This is a genomic window from Propioniciclava sp. LT294, from assembly GCF_059516005.1.
Window position 1 is genome coordinate 135310 of record NZ_JCAKNG010000007.1, and the last position, 15807, is coordinate 151116.

15 protein-coding genes are annotated in these 15807 nt (G+C 69.8%); 1 reads left to right on the plus strand and 14 read right to left on the minus strand.

Annotation, left to right across the window (positions count from 1 at the left end):
• Positions 1-103 precede the first annotated feature (103 nt).
• Genes AC5YDA_RS10880 through AC5YDA_RS10890 form a run of 3 tightly spaced genes read right to left on the minus strand, consistent with a single transcriptional unit; the run spans position 104 to position 2700 of the window.
• A complete protein-coding gene (locus tag AC5YDA_RS10880) occupies positions 104-766 on the minus strand; it encodes a methionine ABC transporter permease (RefSeq protein WP_496193010.1) in 663 nt (220 codons plus the stop codon).
• Positions 763-1800 (minus strand): methionine ABC transporter ATP-binding protein, encoded by a 1038-nt coding sequence (locus AC5YDA_RS10885; RefSeq protein WP_496193011.1) that lies wholly within the window; start codon positions 1798-1800, stop codon positions 763-765. The genes AC5YDA_RS10880 and AC5YDA_RS10885 overlap by 4 nt, the downstream gene beginning before the upstream one ends.
• A gap of 15 nt (positions 1801-1815) precedes the next feature.
• Positions 1816-2700 (minus strand): MetQ/NlpA family ABC transporter substrate-binding protein, encoded by an 885-nt coding sequence (locus AC5YDA_RS10890; protein ID WP_496193012.1) that lies wholly within the window; start codon positions 2698-2700, stop codon positions 1816-1818.
• 5 nt (positions 2701-2705) lie between these two features.
• On the opposite strand from AC5YDA_RS10890, the gene AC5YDA_RS10895 reads away from it, so the two are divergent.
• Positions 2706-2873: a hypothetical protein gene (locus tag AC5YDA_RS10895; protein WP_496193013.1), complete on the plus strand. Its 168-nt coding sequence runs from the start codon at positions 2706-2708 to the stop codon at positions 2871-2873.
• A 109-nt stretch (positions 2874-2982) separates the two neighbouring features.
• Here AC5YDA_RS10895 and AC5YDA_RS10900 read toward each other — a convergent pair whose 3' ends face one another.
• The 11 genes from AC5YDA_RS10900 to AC5YDA_RS10950 all read right to left on the minus strand — a co-directional run bounded on the left by AC5YDA_RS10900 (position 2983) and on the right by AC5YDA_RS10950 (position 15668).
• Entirely contained in the window at positions 2983-3414 is a 432-nt protein-coding gene (locus AC5YDA_RS10900) for a helix-turn-helix domain-containing protein (protein WP_496193014.1), read from the minus strand.
• Positions 3411-5102 carry a NapC/NirT family cytochrome c gene (locus tag AC5YDA_RS10905; RefSeq protein ID WP_496193015.1) on the minus strand — a complete coding sequence of 564 codons (1692 nt, stop codon included), beginning with the start codon at positions 5100-5102 and terminating at the stop codon, positions 3411-3413. Before AC5YDA_RS10905 ends, AC5YDA_RS10900 begins: the two co-directional genes overlap by 4 nt.
• Entirely contained in the window at positions 5099-5806 is a 708-nt protein-coding gene (locus AC5YDA_RS10910; RefSeq protein ID WP_496193016.1) for a TlpA family protein disulfide reductase, read from the minus strand. The genes AC5YDA_RS10905 and AC5YDA_RS10910 overlap by 4 nt, the downstream gene beginning before the upstream one ends.
• Before the next feature lie 40 nt (positions 5807-5846).
• Positions 5847-6785 (minus strand): c-type cytochrome biogenesis protein CcsB, encoded by a 939-nt coding sequence (ccsB, locus tag AC5YDA_RS10915; protein ID WP_496188337.1) that lies wholly within the window; start codon positions 6783-6785, stop codon positions 5847-5849.
• Between the two features lie 16 nt (positions 6786-6801).
• Positions 6802-8310 carry a cytochrome c biogenesis ResB family protein gene (locus AC5YDA_RS10920; RefSeq protein ID WP_496188336.1) on the minus strand — a complete coding sequence of 503 codons (1509 nt, stop codon included), beginning with the start codon at positions 8308-8310 and terminating at the stop codon, positions 6802-6804.
• Positions 8311-8321: 11 nt separating this feature from the next.
• On the minus strand, positions 8322-9056 hold the full coding sequence (locus AC5YDA_RS10925) for a cytochrome c biogenesis CcdA family protein (RefSeq protein WP_496188335.1): 735 nt from the start codon (positions 9054-9056) through the stop codon (positions 8322-8324).
• 4 nt (positions 9057-9060) lie between these two features.
• Positions 9061-9930 carry a tetratricopeptide repeat protein gene (locus AC5YDA_RS10930; RefSeq protein WP_496188334.1) on the minus strand — a complete coding sequence of 290 codons (870 nt, stop codon included), beginning with the start codon at positions 9928-9930 and terminating at the stop codon, positions 9061-9063.
• Positions 9931-10073: 143 nt separating this feature from the next.
• Entirely contained in the window at positions 10074-12215 is a 2142-nt protein-coding gene (locus tag AC5YDA_RS10935; protein ID WP_496188333.1) for a cytochrome c3 family protein, read from the minus strand.
• A 46-nt stretch (positions 12216-12261) separates the two neighbouring features.
• The gene (locus tag AC5YDA_RS10940) at positions 12262-13410 is read right to left on the minus strand and encodes a cytochrome c3 family protein (RefSeq protein ID WP_496188332.1); all 1149 of its coding nucleotides are present in this window, start codon (positions 13408-13410) and stop codon (positions 12262-12264) included.
• Between the two features lie 110 nt (positions 13411-13520).
• Positions 13521-14621, minus strand: a complete 1101-nt coding sequence (locus AC5YDA_RS10945) for an NHL repeat-containing protein (protein WP_496188331.1) — start codon at positions 14619-14621, stop codon at positions 13521-13523.
• A 9-nt stretch (positions 14622-14630) separates the two neighbouring features.
• Positions 14631-15668, minus strand: a complete 1038-nt coding sequence (locus AC5YDA_RS10950; protein ID WP_496188330.1) for a tetratricopeptide repeat protein — start codon at positions 15666-15668, stop codon at positions 14631-14633.
• Positions 15669-15807 lie beyond the last annotated feature (139 nt).

Genomic DNA, 15807 nt, shown 5'->3' on the forward strand with positions numbered 1-15807 from the left:
CTGTCTGGGCGCGAGTTCGGGACGCGATTGAGCGTACCGGAGGCGACCAAGGCCACCCCTGTCCTCGGCTGCAACCGGAAGGCTCTCGGCGGGGAGGGACGGGTCAGCGGTGCAGCGCCCGCCGCGCCAGGGTGTTGCCCAAGAACTGGATCGACTGCACCAGCACGACGATGAGCGCGACGGTGATCCAGGTGATCGCCCAGTCGAACCGCTGGTAGCCGTAGCTGAGCGCGAAGGCGCCCAGGCCCCCGCCCGCGACGATCCCCGCCAGGGCGGACATGTCCACGACGGCCACGAAGAGGTACGTGTACGCCAGGATCAGCGGGGCCAGCGCCTCGGGGATCACCACCGTCCGGATGATCGTCCAGGTGGACGCACCCATCGAGCGCGCCGCCTCGATGACCCCGGGGTCCAGGGCCACCAGCGACTGCTCCACCAGCCGTGCCGAAGCGAACGACACCATGATCGCCAGGGGGAAGATGAACGCGTTCGTCCCGATCGTGGAGCCGGTGACGGCGAGGGTCAGCGGCCCGACGGCCGTGACGAAGATGATGAACGGGATCGGCCGGAAGAAGTTGATCACCAGGTTGAGCAGGGTGAACAGCGCCTTCTGGGGGCGCAGGCCCCCGCGACGCGTCATGTACAGCAGGACGCCGATGCCCAGGCCCACGACACCACCGACGCCGAGCGCCACCGCGACGATGTAGAGGGTCGTCCAGACGGCCTCGGCGAAGACGTGGCCGTTGACGGCGAAGTCGAACTTCATCGCAGCTCCCCCAGGTCGTGTTCCTCGTAGCCGCCGGACGCCCCGAGTTCGGCCAGGGCTGCGTCCACCGCGGCGTCCGGACCGTCGAGGGCGTAGGTGAGCGAGCCGTAGGGGCGCTCAGAGATCTCGACGATGCCGCCGTACACCAGCTGGGCGCCCACGCCGTGGCGGGCGAAGACCGCGGCCCGGTCCCCCGCGGCGCCGGCGTCGTCGTTCACCGGCACGGTGACGATCCTCCCCGGGTGCGAGTGCGCGAGGCGGGCGAGGGCGTCGGCGGACGGGCGGTCACGCAGGGCCGTCCGGACGAACCGGCGGGTCACCTCCTGCTGCGGACGGGCGAAGATCGAGTAGACGTCCCCCGTCTCGACTGCGTGCCCGTCCTCCATGATGAGGACGCGGTCACACAGGTAACGGACGACGTCCATCTCGTGCGTGATGAGGACGATCGTGACGCCCAACTCGTCGTTGACGCGTCGGAGCAGGTCGAGGACCTCGCGGGTGGTCTGGGGGTCCAGCGCCGAGGTGCACTCGTCGGCCAGCAGGATCTTCGGGCTGGTCGCCAGCGCGCGGGCGATGCCGACGCGCTGCTTCTGGCCACCGGACAGCTGGGAGGGGTGGACGTCCGCCTTGTCGGTGAGCCCGACGAAGTCGAGCAGCTCCGCGACCCGTGCCTTGCGGCGGGCCGCGTCCCACTTCGCGAGGCGCAGCGGGTAGGCGACGTTCTCCGCGATCGTCTTGGACTGGAACAGGTTGAACTGCTGGAAGATCATCCCGATCTCGGGACGGACCTTGCGCAACTCCTTCTCCGTCATCGCCGAGACCTCGAAGCCGTCCACGACGATGCGGCCCTCCGTCGCGTGTTCGAGCCCGTTGACCAGGCGGACCAGCGTCGACTTGCCTGCACCGGAGAAGCCGATGACGCCGAAGATCTCCCCGGCCTCGATGGCCAGGGAGACGCCGTTGACGGCGTGCACCGCCTTCGATCCCTCGAAGACCTTGTGCACGCCGTCGAACGTGATGATGGGCTCAGCCATGCGCGACGTGGAACCTCAGCCGAGGTCGGCCGTGACCTCGTCGAGGATCTGCTTGAGCTCCTCCGGGGTCTTGTTGACCAGGACGGCCGAGTCGGCGGACTGCTCGCTCAGCGCGGCCTGGAAGTCCTTGTCGGCCAGGATCTCGCCGAGCTTGAGCAGGTTGGGGTTGGTGGCGTCGGCCTCACGGACGACCAGCACGTTGATGTACGGCTGGGACGCCTCGTTGCTCGGGTCGTCCTCGACGAGCGCGGACTTCGGATCCAGGCCGGCGTCGTTGACGAAGTCGTTGTTCACGACCGCTCCCGCGATGGACGGGAGGGCGGTGACGGTCTGCTGGGCGTCCATCGGGGAGACCTTCACCTTGGATGCCGCCGCGTCGATGTCCTCCTCACCGGCGATGACGCCGGTGCCGTCCTTGAGCTTCAGCAGGCCGGCGGAGGCCAGCAGGTGAATGGCACGGGACTTGTTGGTCTCGTCGTTCGGGACGGCGATCTGGGAACCGGCCTCGATGGCGTCCACCGAGGTGTACTTCTGCGAGTACAGCGCCAGCGGGTAGATGGCGGTGGACGCGATCGGCACGAGCTTGCCGTTGTTGTCCTTGTTGTAGCGGGCCAGGTACAGGATGTGCTGGAACTGGTTGGCGTCGAGCGATCCGTCGGAGACGGCCGGGTTCGGCGTGGTGTAGTCGGTGAAGTTCTTGATGTCGACCTTCAGGCCGGCGGCCTGCGCCTTGGTCTTGAAGACTTCCCACTCGGGGGAGGACGCGCCGACGACGCCCAGGGTGATCGGCTTGTCGGACCCCGCGCTGCCGGACGCGGCGGGCTGGGCCCCGGCGGAGCAACCGGCCAAGGTCAGGGACAGGGCGGCGATGGCAGCGACGAGAGGCGTGGAAATACGCATGACAGATGGATTCCTTCTCAGAGGTGGTGACAGGAGGGAGGTTGCTGTGCGAGGGGGTGGACGGCGAGCGTCCTGGGCGTGCGGCTCAGCCGCGACAGCACATGGAGCTCGCCCGCATCATGCCGATGTGGAGGCGCGCCCAGCAGCACATCGGCTGCACGAGCTCGAACTGACGCCTCACGACTGACCTCCACGGGACGGGGCCGGGTCCGATCACCACGGCTGGGACGATGTTACTCCCGTCCCCAGCTCCTCGATGCATCCGTTCGACCCGCGAGACGCTCAGGCCCCGCGGCCCGCCTCCCCCGTCCGGACGAAGTCCGCGAGCGCCGTGTCGACGGCCGCGCCGCACCGGTTGACCAGGGCCATGGCCTCGGTCGAGGAGAGGCCGTGCCGCACGGCGGCGTCCGCCACCTCGTCGACGAACACCCCGCGGAACCGGACGAACGCCGCCACCACCTCGGTGAGGAGGCCCCCGGCCAAACCTTCGGGCAGCGGCTCGTCCTCCACCGATCGCGGGCCGTCACCGCAGCCTCTGTCCAGCAACGCACTCAACGTGCTCACCGCGAACCTCCGGTGCCCGCCCGGGGTGGTGAACGCCTCCACCTCGCCCGCGGCGCTCCACCGGCGCAGGGTGGCCGGGGAAACCCCGAGCATCGCGCTGGCCTCCTGGACCGACAGCCACGTCTCCTGCATGCGGGCGCTCGCGGTCACCGCCCCACCTCGGCGGTGGAGCCGTCCAAGCGCGAGTTGCTCGGACCGAGACGGGGGTCCCCCTTGTGGCACTTGGCGCAGTAGTTGGGCTGGTGGCACACCGCGCACGCCCTGGGTCCGTCTGCGAGCCGCAACGAGGTCGCATGGTTGTACAGCATCTGGTCGTGCGCCACGTTGATCGCCCCGCTGGCGTGGCAGTCCACGCAGTAGCTGGGCGCGTGACAGGCCGCGCAGCTGGTGCCGACGCCGTCGAGTGACGACGTGAGCTTCGCGTGGCCGAAGGCGAACAGGCCCTGGTTGTGGTCGGTCGGCGTCGGGCCGAGCGGGACGGGCTCCATGATGGCGGAGATCTCCTGAACCTCGGTCGGGGCGTCCGGCCCCGTGAGCTGCGGGAACGTGTGGCAGGTGTCACACATGGACGGGATCGTCGTGGTGGTCACGACCTTGTCGACCACCTCGTAGTGGGCGCCGTCGTGGCAGCGGAAGCAGCCGGTGCCGGCCTGGTGACCCAGGTTGTTGGCGTAGGTGCCCGGGCCGGTCCTCATTGCGGCCGTGACGAGTTGGGAGTACATCGCCGCGATCTCGTCCGTGGCCCGCTTGACCGCATCGGCCCTCTGCTCGGCCACCAGCGGGTACTCGGCCCCGTAGAACGCCGGCAGCGCGGCGATCTCGGCGAGGTCCTTCTCCTTGCTCTCCCAAGGGCCGCGCAGCAACTCGACGGCCTTCTTCTTGAGGAAGGGCAGGGAGGGATCGAGCTTGCCGAGGGCCAGCGCATCATCGACGGCGTTCTCGGCGGTGGGGATGTCGTGACCGACCCTGTTGTGGCAGGTGATGCAGCTCATCGTGACCACGTGGTCACGCTCGCGCATGCGCTGGACGTCCAGGGCCGCGTTGTGGGAGTCGCGGATCTTGCCGACGGCGATGAAGGTGCGCTCGTCCCCCGTCCGCGGATCCCGGTAGACGATCGAGTCGACGGACTGCTGGTGCTCGTCCGTCGTCGTGAACTCGACCGGAGTCTCGATGTGCCAGTGGACCCCCAGGGCGTCCGGGGAGCCGGCCCTGGCCGGCCGCATGACGACGGCGAGGTCCTTGCGGGTGTTGTTCTCGTCCTCGGCGTAGGTGGTGCGCAGGACGAGCCGGTTCGGCCCCAGGTTGCCGCCGAGCGAGGACACCCGGTGGCAGTGGGTGCACGTGTCGGTGCTCTTGGGCATCTTGCCGTGTTCGATCGGCGGGATCGGGACGGGGTAGGTGTTGAACACCAGGTTCTTCAACTCACGGGTGCCCTCCAGCTTCGCCTTCACGAAGCCCGCGACCGTCGGCGTGACGTGGCACTCACCGCAGGTGGCCACGCTCGCGTGGGGCGAGGCGTGGTACGCCTTGTCCTGGGGCTCCATCGTGTGGCACAGCGTGCAGAACGGCACGCTCTCGGAGTAGTGGACGACCTCCATGCCGCCCAGCGTGAGGGCCACGCCGACCGCGAGGGTGCCGAAGATGAGCGTCAGCGCACCGCCCACGGTCTTCGGACGTGGTGTCCACCGACGGAAGAACTCCACGCAGGGGGTCGCCACACGCGCACCGAAGCCCCGGCGCGTCTGCGCCGGGGTCTGGGGAGACAGTGATCCGGGGGTGTCGGGAGGGCCGTCTGCCTCGTCCGGGACGGGTTCGGTGGGGTCACTCTGGTCGGTCACGGTGCCAACTCCTCGAGGATGGAGGTCATGGTGGCGGGGGCCAGGCCACCCACGCGGATGTCTCGGACCAGCCCGTCAGCATCGATGAAGTAGTGGGCCGGGATGGCTCCCACGGCGTATGCCTCGGCGATCTCGCTCGTGGGATCGACCCCGATCGGCATCGTCAGCCCGACGCGCTGGGCATAGGAGCGGACGACGTCCTGCGGTTCCTGGATGTTGATGCCCAGGACCACGACGTCGCGGTCGGCGAAGGCCCGGGAGGCCGCCTCGACGTCGGGCATCTCGGCCTGGCAGTTGGTGCACCACGTGGCGCCGAACGTGATCCAGACGCCCTTCCCCCGCAGCTCCGACAGCGTGATCCGTTTCCCGTCCCACGTCGTGTAGCTGAAGTCGGTGGCCGGCTGACCGAGGGCGGGCGGCGGCACGCGGGACGTTCCGTCGAGCCGCACGACCGTCGCGCCGCCGGTCTGGGAGGCACGGTCCTGGCGTTCCTGCATCCGGACGATCTGCCAACCGCCCAGGACGACGGCCGCCGTCACCAGCAGGACGACGAGCTGACCCAGCCGGCTCGAGCGGATCCGCTCGCGCGGGTCGCGCCGCACCACGGTGGACGCCGCGGGGGTGAGCAGGTCGGCACCCCGCGCCGGTGCTTCGCTCCCGGTCACCTCGAACAGTTCGTCGTCGTCGTCGATGTGGTCCCTCATGGATCCGTTCCTTCCTGTTCCGTCGCTCCACCGGCGCCGATCAGGCGACGCCGTAGGAGTGCAGGCCGCCGAAGATCGCGTTGCCGAAGAAGGTGAAGATCACCGAGGCAAAGGCCACCACCAGCAACCAGGCCGCACCGCGCCCGACCCAGCCGCGGGCGACGCGAGCGTGCAGGTAGGCGCCATAGATCAGCCAGGTGACCAGCGACGCGGTCTCCTTCGGATCCCAGCTCCAGTACCGTCCCCATGCGATCTCGGCCCAGACGGCACCCAGCACGATGACGGCGGTCAGCAGGGGGTAACCGATCACGGCCGCGCGGTAACCGAGGCGGTCGAGGATGTCCTGCTTGGGCAGCACGTGGCTGAACCTGCCCGGGAAGTACGAGTTGACCAGGTAGAGGACAGCGGCGGCGAACGAGACCAGGAAGCCGCCGTAGGCGAAGATCGCGAGCACGATGTGGATCGTCAGCAGGAAGCTGTTCTGCAGCGCCGGCACGAGCGGATCGGCGGTCGAGTCCCAGGACAGGGCGTACATCTCGATGACCACCGTCATCGGCAGGGCGACGAGCGCGAGGGTGCGTGCCCGGTACTTCCACTCGAAGAGGAGGTACATGAGCAGGAAGCCCCAGGCCATCGACACGGCGAACTCGTGCTGGGTCACGAAGGGGCCACGACCCGTCTCGATCGTCCGCATCACCAGGGCCAGCGTCAGCATGGCGAGCGCCCCCCGGGCGAGCCACGACGAGTACCGCGCGAGCATGCCGGGCTGGAGGCCGCGGCCCTGGCGGCGCGGCGCGGGCGCGGCCTCGAACCCCGCGAGGTCGTCGACCAGGTCGCCGCCGACCAGGACCTGGGCCTTCCTGCGGGCGCCGGCGGTGACCATCTGGTGCCCCTGGACCGCGGCCCAGATGTACCCGATGGAGGCGAGCACCGTGGCCGCCAGGGCCACCATGATGGCGTATTGGGCGTAGAGCAGCATGGCGTTCTCCTTGGGCTCAGCGCTCGGGCTGGGCGTCGTCGTTCTGGATGTGGTGCAGAAGGTCGGCGAAGACCGGCTCCATGCCGGGGTCGCGCTTGTCGGGGGCACCGAGCATCACGCGGGTGGTGCCGTCCGCGTTCGGACGGACGCGCACCCAGACGCGGCGATGCGGCAGGAAGAACACGAGGCAACTGCCGAGGATGAGCAGGGCGCTGCCCAGCCACACGAGGTTGGACCCCGGATCCTTCTTGATCGTCACGCCGGTGTACTGGCGGTTGCGCTCGAAGGTCCAGGTGAGGCCCTCGGCCCGGACGGAGCTGCCCTGGGTGAGCACCTGGACGGTCGGCGTCGAGGAGCCGGCCCTGCTGATCTCGAGTGCCACGGACCCCGCCGGGAGTTCGGGCAGGACCTTGCCGGACGCGGCCTGGACCACGTAGACCGACAACCCCTTGGTCGGGACGGTGAACTGGCCGATCGTGCGCGTGCCGTCGTTGGATCGCCAGGCCATCGCCACGGTCTGCGAGAAGACCTCGGCGTCGCCCTCGGTGACCACCATGTCGGCACCGACACCGAAGAAGGACTGGTGGAACCAGACGTCGTCGAGGATGAGCGGCTCGTTCACCCGGATCTCCTGGCGCGCGACGGACTGACCGTCCTTGAAGATCTCCAGGTCGGACACGTAGTCCTTGGGAGCTCCGTTGTCGTAATAGGCGTCGTGGAACGAGTGCGCCATCACCGTGAAGCCGGTGCCGTGGCCGACCTCGACGGGGACCCCGACGGGGGCGACGAACTGGTCGTCACGGAAGCCCAGAGAGGCCGACACCACGAAGCCCAGCAGGATGATGATGAAGCTGATGTGGGCCAGCACCGTCCCGAACGGCCCCCAGCGGAACCTGTCGCCGTACAGGTCGGCCCCCGCACCCACCTGCGCCTCGACAGCGCGGAAGCGTCCGCGCTGGAAGCCGGCCCGGACGCGCTCGGCCGCGCCCTCGGCGTCACAGGGGAGATCGAAGGCGGCCCGCAGGGGGGCATGGGTGAAGAAGGCCTCCCGCAGGGACACGTGGGGGCGCGTGGCGGTGCGCCACAGCCGCGGGGCGCGGTTCACCGAGCAGGCCAGGATGCTCGTGGCGAGCAGGGCGAAGAGCGCCTTGAAGTACCAGGTGCCGAACACGCTGTAGAGGCCCAGGGCAGACAGGATCGGGGCCCAGCCGCCGTACTTCTCCAGCGGACCGGTCTCGTACCAGGCCCGGTAGACCTGCGGGTCGGCGAGGGCCTCCGGCGAAGCCTGCATGATCATCGTGCCGGCCAGCGTGAGCAGGCCGAGGACCAGGATCAGCCCCAGTCCGGTGCGCATCGAGATCAGGAAGTGCCACAGCGTCTCCAAAGGGTTCTCCCGGCGACCCTGGTGACCCGTGCCCCTGCCCCGAGGCGCCGCGGGTGCGACGGCGTCGAGCAGGTCCACGCCGTCGAGCAGGTCGACCTGCCCCTTGCGGGCGGTCGTGCGTTCCTTCACGTGCGGGCTCATGTGATTCTCTTTCAGACAGGGAACTGCGGGGAGAACTGGGCCAAGCGGGCGAACAGGTTGGTCAGCATGAGGAAGCCGACCACCATGAGGAGCCCCCCGGTCACGATCGACACCATGGCCTGGTGGTTGGTCAGCCAGGCCAGGCGGTTGCGCACGGCGTCCGCCCCGAGGGCGACCAGCACGAACGGGAGCCCGAGGCCGAGGGCGAACATGACGAGCAGGAGGGTCCCCTGACCGAAGGTGTCGTTCAGGGAGGCCAGTCCGATGATCGCGCCGAGCGTGGGCCCGACACAGGGCGTCCAGCCGGCGGCGAACACGACTCCGAACAGCGCCGACCGGAGCACGCTCGGGCGTGAGGGCACGACCGCACCCGAGGCGTCCCGGCGGACGAGGCGGCCGGTGCCCAAGGAGAACTGGTTGCGCAGGAACGGGATGGTGATGAGACCCGCGACGTGCAGGCCCATCACGATCAGCAGGACGCCGGCGACCTGGCGGATGACGTCGACGTAGCCTCGCAGCAGGTAGCCCACCAGGCCGATGGAGGCCCACAGGCCCACGAACACGACTGCGAAGCCGACGACGAAGGCCAGCGACTGTTGCAGGGCCACGAGCCGGCTGGTGCGCCCACCGGCGGGGGTCCCCCCCACGATGTAGCCGATCCAGACGGGGACCATCGGCAGGCAGCACGGCGAGGCGAAGCTCGCCACCCCCGCGAGGAACGCCACCGCCAGACCGACCTCCACCATGGCGTCAGCCGTTGGTCTCGGGCGTGGCCGCCGGTGTGGGCATCGCCTCGGGCTTCACGCTGCCGACGTGGCTCTGCACGGTCTGCGCGAACGCGGAGTCCGGCGCGATCGCGACGACCTTCTCCCAGGCCGCTTTCATCTCGGCGGCGCGCTGGGTGGTCATGTAGAGGAAGCCCAGGTCGTAGAAGACCTCGGGGTTGTTCGGGTAGAGCTCGGCGGCCCGGTTCCAGACCTGCTCGGCCCTGGTGAGGTCGCCCTGGTTGAACGCCGTCGCGCCGATGGCGACCAGGCCCTTCTCGTTGGTCGGGTCGATGTCGAGGACCTTCTGCAGCCACTGCCCCGCCTGCGGGTAGTCGCCGGCCGCGTAGTACACGTCGGCGAGGCCGTGGAGGGTGTCGACGTCCTGCGGGTTCGCCTGCAGCTTGCCCATCAGCTCGGCGACCCTGGCCTGGTCGAGCCCTTGGGCGGCGGGGGTCGCACTCGCACCCTCCGCGGCGGTCATCGCGGGGAGGTCGGACGGGGGCTTCCCGACCTGGTAGACCCCGACGATGACTGCGGCGACGACCGCCGCGCCGGCGAGCCACCTGGCCCACGTCGGGAAGCCGGAGCGTGCGGGGGCCACAGCAGCCTGGCGTGCGGCGACGAGGTCGGCGAGTTCGGCGTCGGGGCCGGTGAGCAGTCCATGGATCCGGTCGGCCTCGGCCTGACGCCTGTCCGCCCAGCCGCGGAGGTCGTCCGGCGCTCCGTCCAGGAACTCAGCCAGCCGGCGGTGGGCGTCCTCCAGCGCGTCGTCGCGGGTGTCGGCCGGAAGGCCGAGACGCCCCAGGAGTTCGGCGCGCACCTTGGTGGCGGTGGCGGTCTGTACGCGGGACATCTGCGGTGTCGCTCCTCAGTCAAGGCCGTCCGCAGGCGCGCACGGGCTGGTAGGTCCAGTGTCGTTTTGAGCGATTTGTCACACGATCCGCCGGAGGGTCCATTTCGGATAGAGGAGGGACTCAACCCCTCCTCAACCCCCGATCAGCCGTTGGTGTAGCGGACGCCCTGGTGGTCCTTGCCGTGACAGGTCACGGTGCAACTGCCACCGGTGGCCGTCTTGGTGAAACGCACCGGCCCGCCCATCGCCTTGCTGGGTGTGACGTTGGGCGAGAACGTGATGAGGCCTGAGCCGTCGACGACCTGGCCACCCGGTGCGTCCGAGGGGCCGTGGCTGCGGAAGTGGCATTCGGCACACCGGGCGTTGCCCTGGCCGGCGCCCGGGACGTCGATGTCCGTGCCCCCCGTGCCGCGGGTCGCGATACCGGCGGTGTGCAGGCCGTGGAACTCGAAGTTGGTGGCGGTCCGGGCACCCGGGCCGACGCGGTTCAGGAAGGGCGTCTCGGCGTGGCAGGTGAGGCACAGGGCGAGGCTGGAGGCGTCATAGAACCGGCCGCGCACCGACAGGGTGCGGTTCTCGTACGGCCGGACGAGGATGGCCCGGTTCTCCGACGCGTGCACCGGTCGCGCCGCATCGGCCGGGGTCGTGGCGTCCACGGCGCTGCTGGAGTGGCACAGGGTGCAGGAGATGACGTCGGTGGTCCTCAGGTTCCACAACTTGTACGACGAGGTGCCGGCCAAGCTGTCGGCCATCTTCGGGGTCTGGTTCCTCCCCGGCCCCTCGACCGGGTGGTACGACGCGTTGTTCGGGTTCAGCGCCTTCGCCAGGTCGGTGCGGTCGCGAGACGGCTTCGCAGGGTCGTTGGGCAGCTGCGCCGTCCACCCCGAGTGGCACTTGAAGCACAGCTGGTACTCGGCGGTGATGGGTTGCACACGGCCGTCGATGCGGGAATAGGTGGGAGCGGAGCCCGCGGGACCGTTCTCCACGGCGACGCCCGACACCCCGAACGGCCTGGTGTCGGAGACGTTGTGGGGGTTGTGGCAGTCGGAGCACTGGCTGTGCCGGTTGAGCCTGCCCCCGAACTCGTCGTCCGTGTCGAGCCGGTGCCCCGTGGCGGTCAGGTCGTGGCTGTAGTACGCGCGGTCGGCAGGATCGTTCGGCTGGGCCGCCGCGAACTGGCCGGAGACGTCGACGCGCCCCCCCATCCCTGCCTCTCCGTGGCAGGTGGCGCACAGGGTGGTCTGGTCGGGCGCCCGCAGCAGGGACAGCGACTTGCCGGTGTGGGTGCTGTGGCAGGTGGCGCAGCTGGCGGCGTCACCGGGGCTGTGCATGCCGCGCACCACGTCGTCGACCACACGGATCGAGGTCAGCGCGGTGGCCGTCGCCACGGTGGTCTTCCCGGTCGTCGCCACACGGGCGGCGACCGCCCGCGGCAGGACGAGGGGGTACTCCGGCGACAGCGGAATCCCGGCGCGTGACTTGCCGGACACCGCGACGCCCGGCTCAGCGGCCACGACGACCCGCAGGGCCTCGAGTTCGGGCAGCGGCGTCCCGGCATCGGTGACGCGGACCTCGTAGGCGGCGCCGAAGGCGGCATCGGTCCAGAGGCGGAACGTGAACTCCTGCTCCGTGGCCCGGCGGGGCGCGAGGGGGACGGGGACTGCGGGGTTGGCACCGCTGGCGCGGCGGCCCGGGGTGGCGGTGATGCCGTCGGGTGGGCTGAGCAGGGTGTCGGGAAGGGCCTCGGAGGCGGGACCGGGCTCGCTGCCGCCGCCGTCGACGGCCCGCCACTCGTGTGTCGTGTACAGCGCGGTGCCGGGAGTCGGCTGGTCGGGCACCGGAGTGAACTCGGCCGCGTCGGCGAGGCGGAACTCGAGCCGCGGCGTCCGGGTGAGCGGGGCGTCGGTGTCGTTGAGGAGCAGGACGCGGAGGCGCAGGGTGTCGAGGGGCAGGACGCCCGTGGCGTCGGCGCCCCGGGCCAGGTAGGTGGCGACGTCATCGGTGTCACCGACGATCGCGAGCATGGCGTTGGGTGCCCTGGTCACAGCGGGAGCAGCGGTCACGGGGTCTGTGGCTGCCGGCTCCGTGGTGGCTGCCGGCTCCGTGGTGGCTGCCGGCTCGGTCAGCACCGGTGGTGTGCTGGGAGCCGACTCCGGGGCAGGCGTGGCGGTGGGCTCCAGACCCACCGCCTGCCCGGCGAGCACGACCGCGAGGATGGTCGCCGACACGACGGCCAGCGGCCAGGCCGCCCTCCGGTGCCGGGAGTGTCCCGCGGTCGTCCTCATCTTCATTCCTCCGGTGGTGGGGTGTCGGGCCGATCCGGCTGATCGGTCAGACGTTGTGGCACATCAGGCACATGCCGCGCTCGGAGACGCGGAGCAGGCGGCTGTCCATGCTCTTCGTTTCCTTGCTCACCGGCTGACCCGGGTACTCGACGGCGGACCGAGCGGACATCTCGGCGTTGGATCCGTGTGCGACGTGGCACTGGATGCAGTTGCGGTTGTTCGCGACCTCACCGGAGATGTTCTCGCCGGTGTGGCGGTACGTGAACACGGCGTCGCCCGAGCTGTCCCGCCACGAGCCACCCGGGGCCAGGTAGCGGGTGTGGCACGTGGTGCACCACGCCGCGACGTTGGCCAGGTACTTGTCCACGCCGCCCGCATCCGCGACGCTCTTGGCCACGGTCTTCACCATCGGGGTCGGGTCCTGGACACTGGTCGCCCCCAGGTACTCGGTCGTCCGGAACGCGAGGTCGCCGTCGAACGCCGGCTTGTCGGCCGCCACCCAGTAGTTCTCGGTCGTGTACTCCTTCACCGAGGTGTCGGGGATGGTGACCGGGTTCGTCCCGCGCGGAGCGTTGTTGGGAACCGGCTTGAGGATGCGGTAGTTGCCATTGCCGTGCGGGTCATGGCAGGAACCACACTCGAGCTTGGTCGCCGTCGTGGTGACGGTGCCCGCGTTCTCGGTGCCGGAGATCGGGCCGTTGCCCCAGACCACGTTCGGGCCACCGAGGTGGCTGGACGTGACCGGTGCCGGGGCGTTCAGGACCGGGATCACCTGGTTGCCCGACGCGTAGCGCTGACGCGTCGCGTTCCAGTAGAGGTCCTTGGTCGCATTGTCCGCGTCGATCATGGCATTGCTGAAGCCGCCGCCACGAAGGGCACCGCCGCTGCTGGAGATGCCGGACTCCACGTTGGTGGAGGCTCCCGCGCCGCCGTCACCGTGGCACGTGAAGCAGAGGTCCTCTTGGCTGCTGGCGGCCAGCAGGTAGGGGCTCTTCGCCGTGTGCGCGCGGTGGCAGGAGGCACACCGGGTGTCCCCGAGCGTGTTGATCTGCGCCCCGACCGTCGCCTCCTTGATCGCCCGGGACCGGTGCGGTCCGGCGTCGGCATACGCCGACGGGGCCGCGATGAAGAGTGCCGAGGAGACGCCCACGAATGTCGCGAGCACACCTCCCAGCACCCTTTTCACAGTGCTCATGTTGTTTCTCCCATCTGAGCTCGTAGGGCCTGTTCTGTCGTGCGATCCAGGTGTGGGCCGCCCGCGCACACGGCCGGCTGCCGTGCCTCCGAGGGGCCGCATCTGGTCCATCAGAACCCCCACACCTGGATGCGGTTGTTCTGGCGGTCGGTGATGTAGATCCGGGCGCGCGCGTCCACGGCGAGCCCGTTGGGGAACATGAACTTGCCGTCGTCGATGCCGACGTCGCCGATGGCACCGGCGAACTCGGGCTGGTCGGTGAGCTGTGCGCCCTTGGTGTACATCCGGATCATGTGGTCGGTGCTGTCGACCACGAAGATGCGGCCCCGGTCGTCGATGCCGAGCCCCCGGGGCAGGCCGAGGTCCCCCGAGCCGACACCCGTGGAGACCAGGGTGGAGCGGGTGCCCTGGGCGTCGAAGACGATCAGGCGTCCGTTGTTGCCGTCGGTCGCGTACAGCGCGTCGCCGTCCAGCACGAGTTGGTTGGGGTAGTTGAGCTCGCCCTTCCCGAAGGTGTGGACGAGGAGGCCGTTCCCGTCGAAGACGAGGATGCGGTGCTCCTCGGGCTTGTCGCTGGCCACATCCGCGATGTAGAGCGTCCCGTCCTTCGCCACGGCCAGGCCGAGCGGGGAGAAGGTCAGGTCGGCGTCCTGCGGGATGAACCGTTCGATGTAGTCACCGCCTGCGCTGTAGATGTACACCTCACCGGCCACGCGATCACCCACGTACAGGTTCCCGTTGGGGGCGACGGTGAGGTACACGGGCACGTGGTACTTCCCGTCCGCCGGCAGGTCGAGCTCTCGGACCTGGCGTCCGTCCCGGTCGAACATCGTCACGCCGGGGGTCTGGCCACCATGGGTGGCGAAGACCGCCGCGCCGTCCGGCGTGACGGCGACACCCAGCGGGGCGACGATGCCGTAGAACGAGGTCTTGTAGGTCGGGAGGGACACGACCCTCGTCCCCGGCAACTGGGTGAGGGGCTTGCGGTTGAGCACGTACCAGGCGATGACCGCGCCGGCGACGAGCATGACGAGGGCGAGCACGAGGGCCAGGATCTTGCGCCGCCTGCTGTGTGCGTCCCCACCGCCGGGCCAGATCCGCCTGGGCCCACCGCCCCCCGGGCCCGACGCGAGTGGGGGGGCCGTCGGGTCGGGTTCGCCCTCGAAGAGGTCGAGGATGCTGTCATCGTGCAGGGTGTCCGAACGGGCCATGTCACTGCCTCACTTCTTCGTCTCGACTGGGGTGCCGTCGGGCCCGACCCCGAGGCCGGCCAGCGCTCCGATCGCCGTGATGTTGCGGGCGTCGCGCTCCAGCGCCTTGCGGTACCAGCCCACGGCGGCGTCCTTCTGGTTGTCCTGTGCGGCCAGTTGCCCGAGCGAGAGCAGGGCGTCCACACCGGCCGGTCCGTCGACCAGAGCGGTGAGCTGGGTGCGCACCTGCGCACGATCGCCGCCGCAGGTGGACGCCATGGCCGCCGCCCATGCCGCCCTGTCGGGCTGGGCGAGCGCGTCGAACGACCCCTTCATCGCCTCGTACGGCTCGCACCAGTCGACGGGTACGAAGGTGAGCGCCGCCCGGTGGTTCTCGAGGGCGGCCGCGTGGTCGCCCAGGCGCGCCAGTGCCTGCCCCTTGACGAACAGGGCGTCCGAGTCGGTGGGGTTGATGACCAGCGCACGGTCGATCTGGTCCAGCGCCTGCTGGGGCTGGTCCTGCTGGAGGGCGATGACCCCCAGCCAGTAGTGGGACGCCTGGAGTCGGGTGTCCGCCCCCGCGAACTCACCGTCGCCGAACGACTCCGCCACTTGCTTGAACTCGCTGGTGGCACCCAGGAGGTCGCCCTTGTCCATCAGGACGCGGCCCCGCTCCATCCGCGCGTCGGCGTTCGTCCCGTCGACCTTGAGCACCTCGTCGAGTTGCGTGATCGCGTCGTCGAGGCGTCCGGATTCGTGATACAGCACGGCGAGCATGAGACGCGCGGGCACATTGTTCGGGTTCTCCCTGACCGCCGTCTCGGCGCGCCCGATCTGCTGGGCGACGATCGTGGGCACCTGCGGCGTCCGCTGGTCGAACCAGTAGAAGATGCCGAACGCCACCACGGCGAGCACCAGGACGATGGGACCGAAGCGGAGGAACCCGGACAGCGCCCGATCGGAAGGCGGCGCGGGAGGCATGTCGTGGGTCACCACGGGTTCGAGATCGGTCCTCGTCATCTGCTCCACCACCTTGGTCAGCGCGCCCGCGAGCACGCGTGGGCGCACGGCGTGCACCTCACCGCCCAGCCTCTCCTCCGGGTGGGTCCCCTCCCATCCGCCGGAGGGTGGAGGTTGGATAGACACTCCGTCCCTCCCGCCGCCCGATCAGGCTCGACTACTACACAGGTGCGTGGACGGGTTAGAG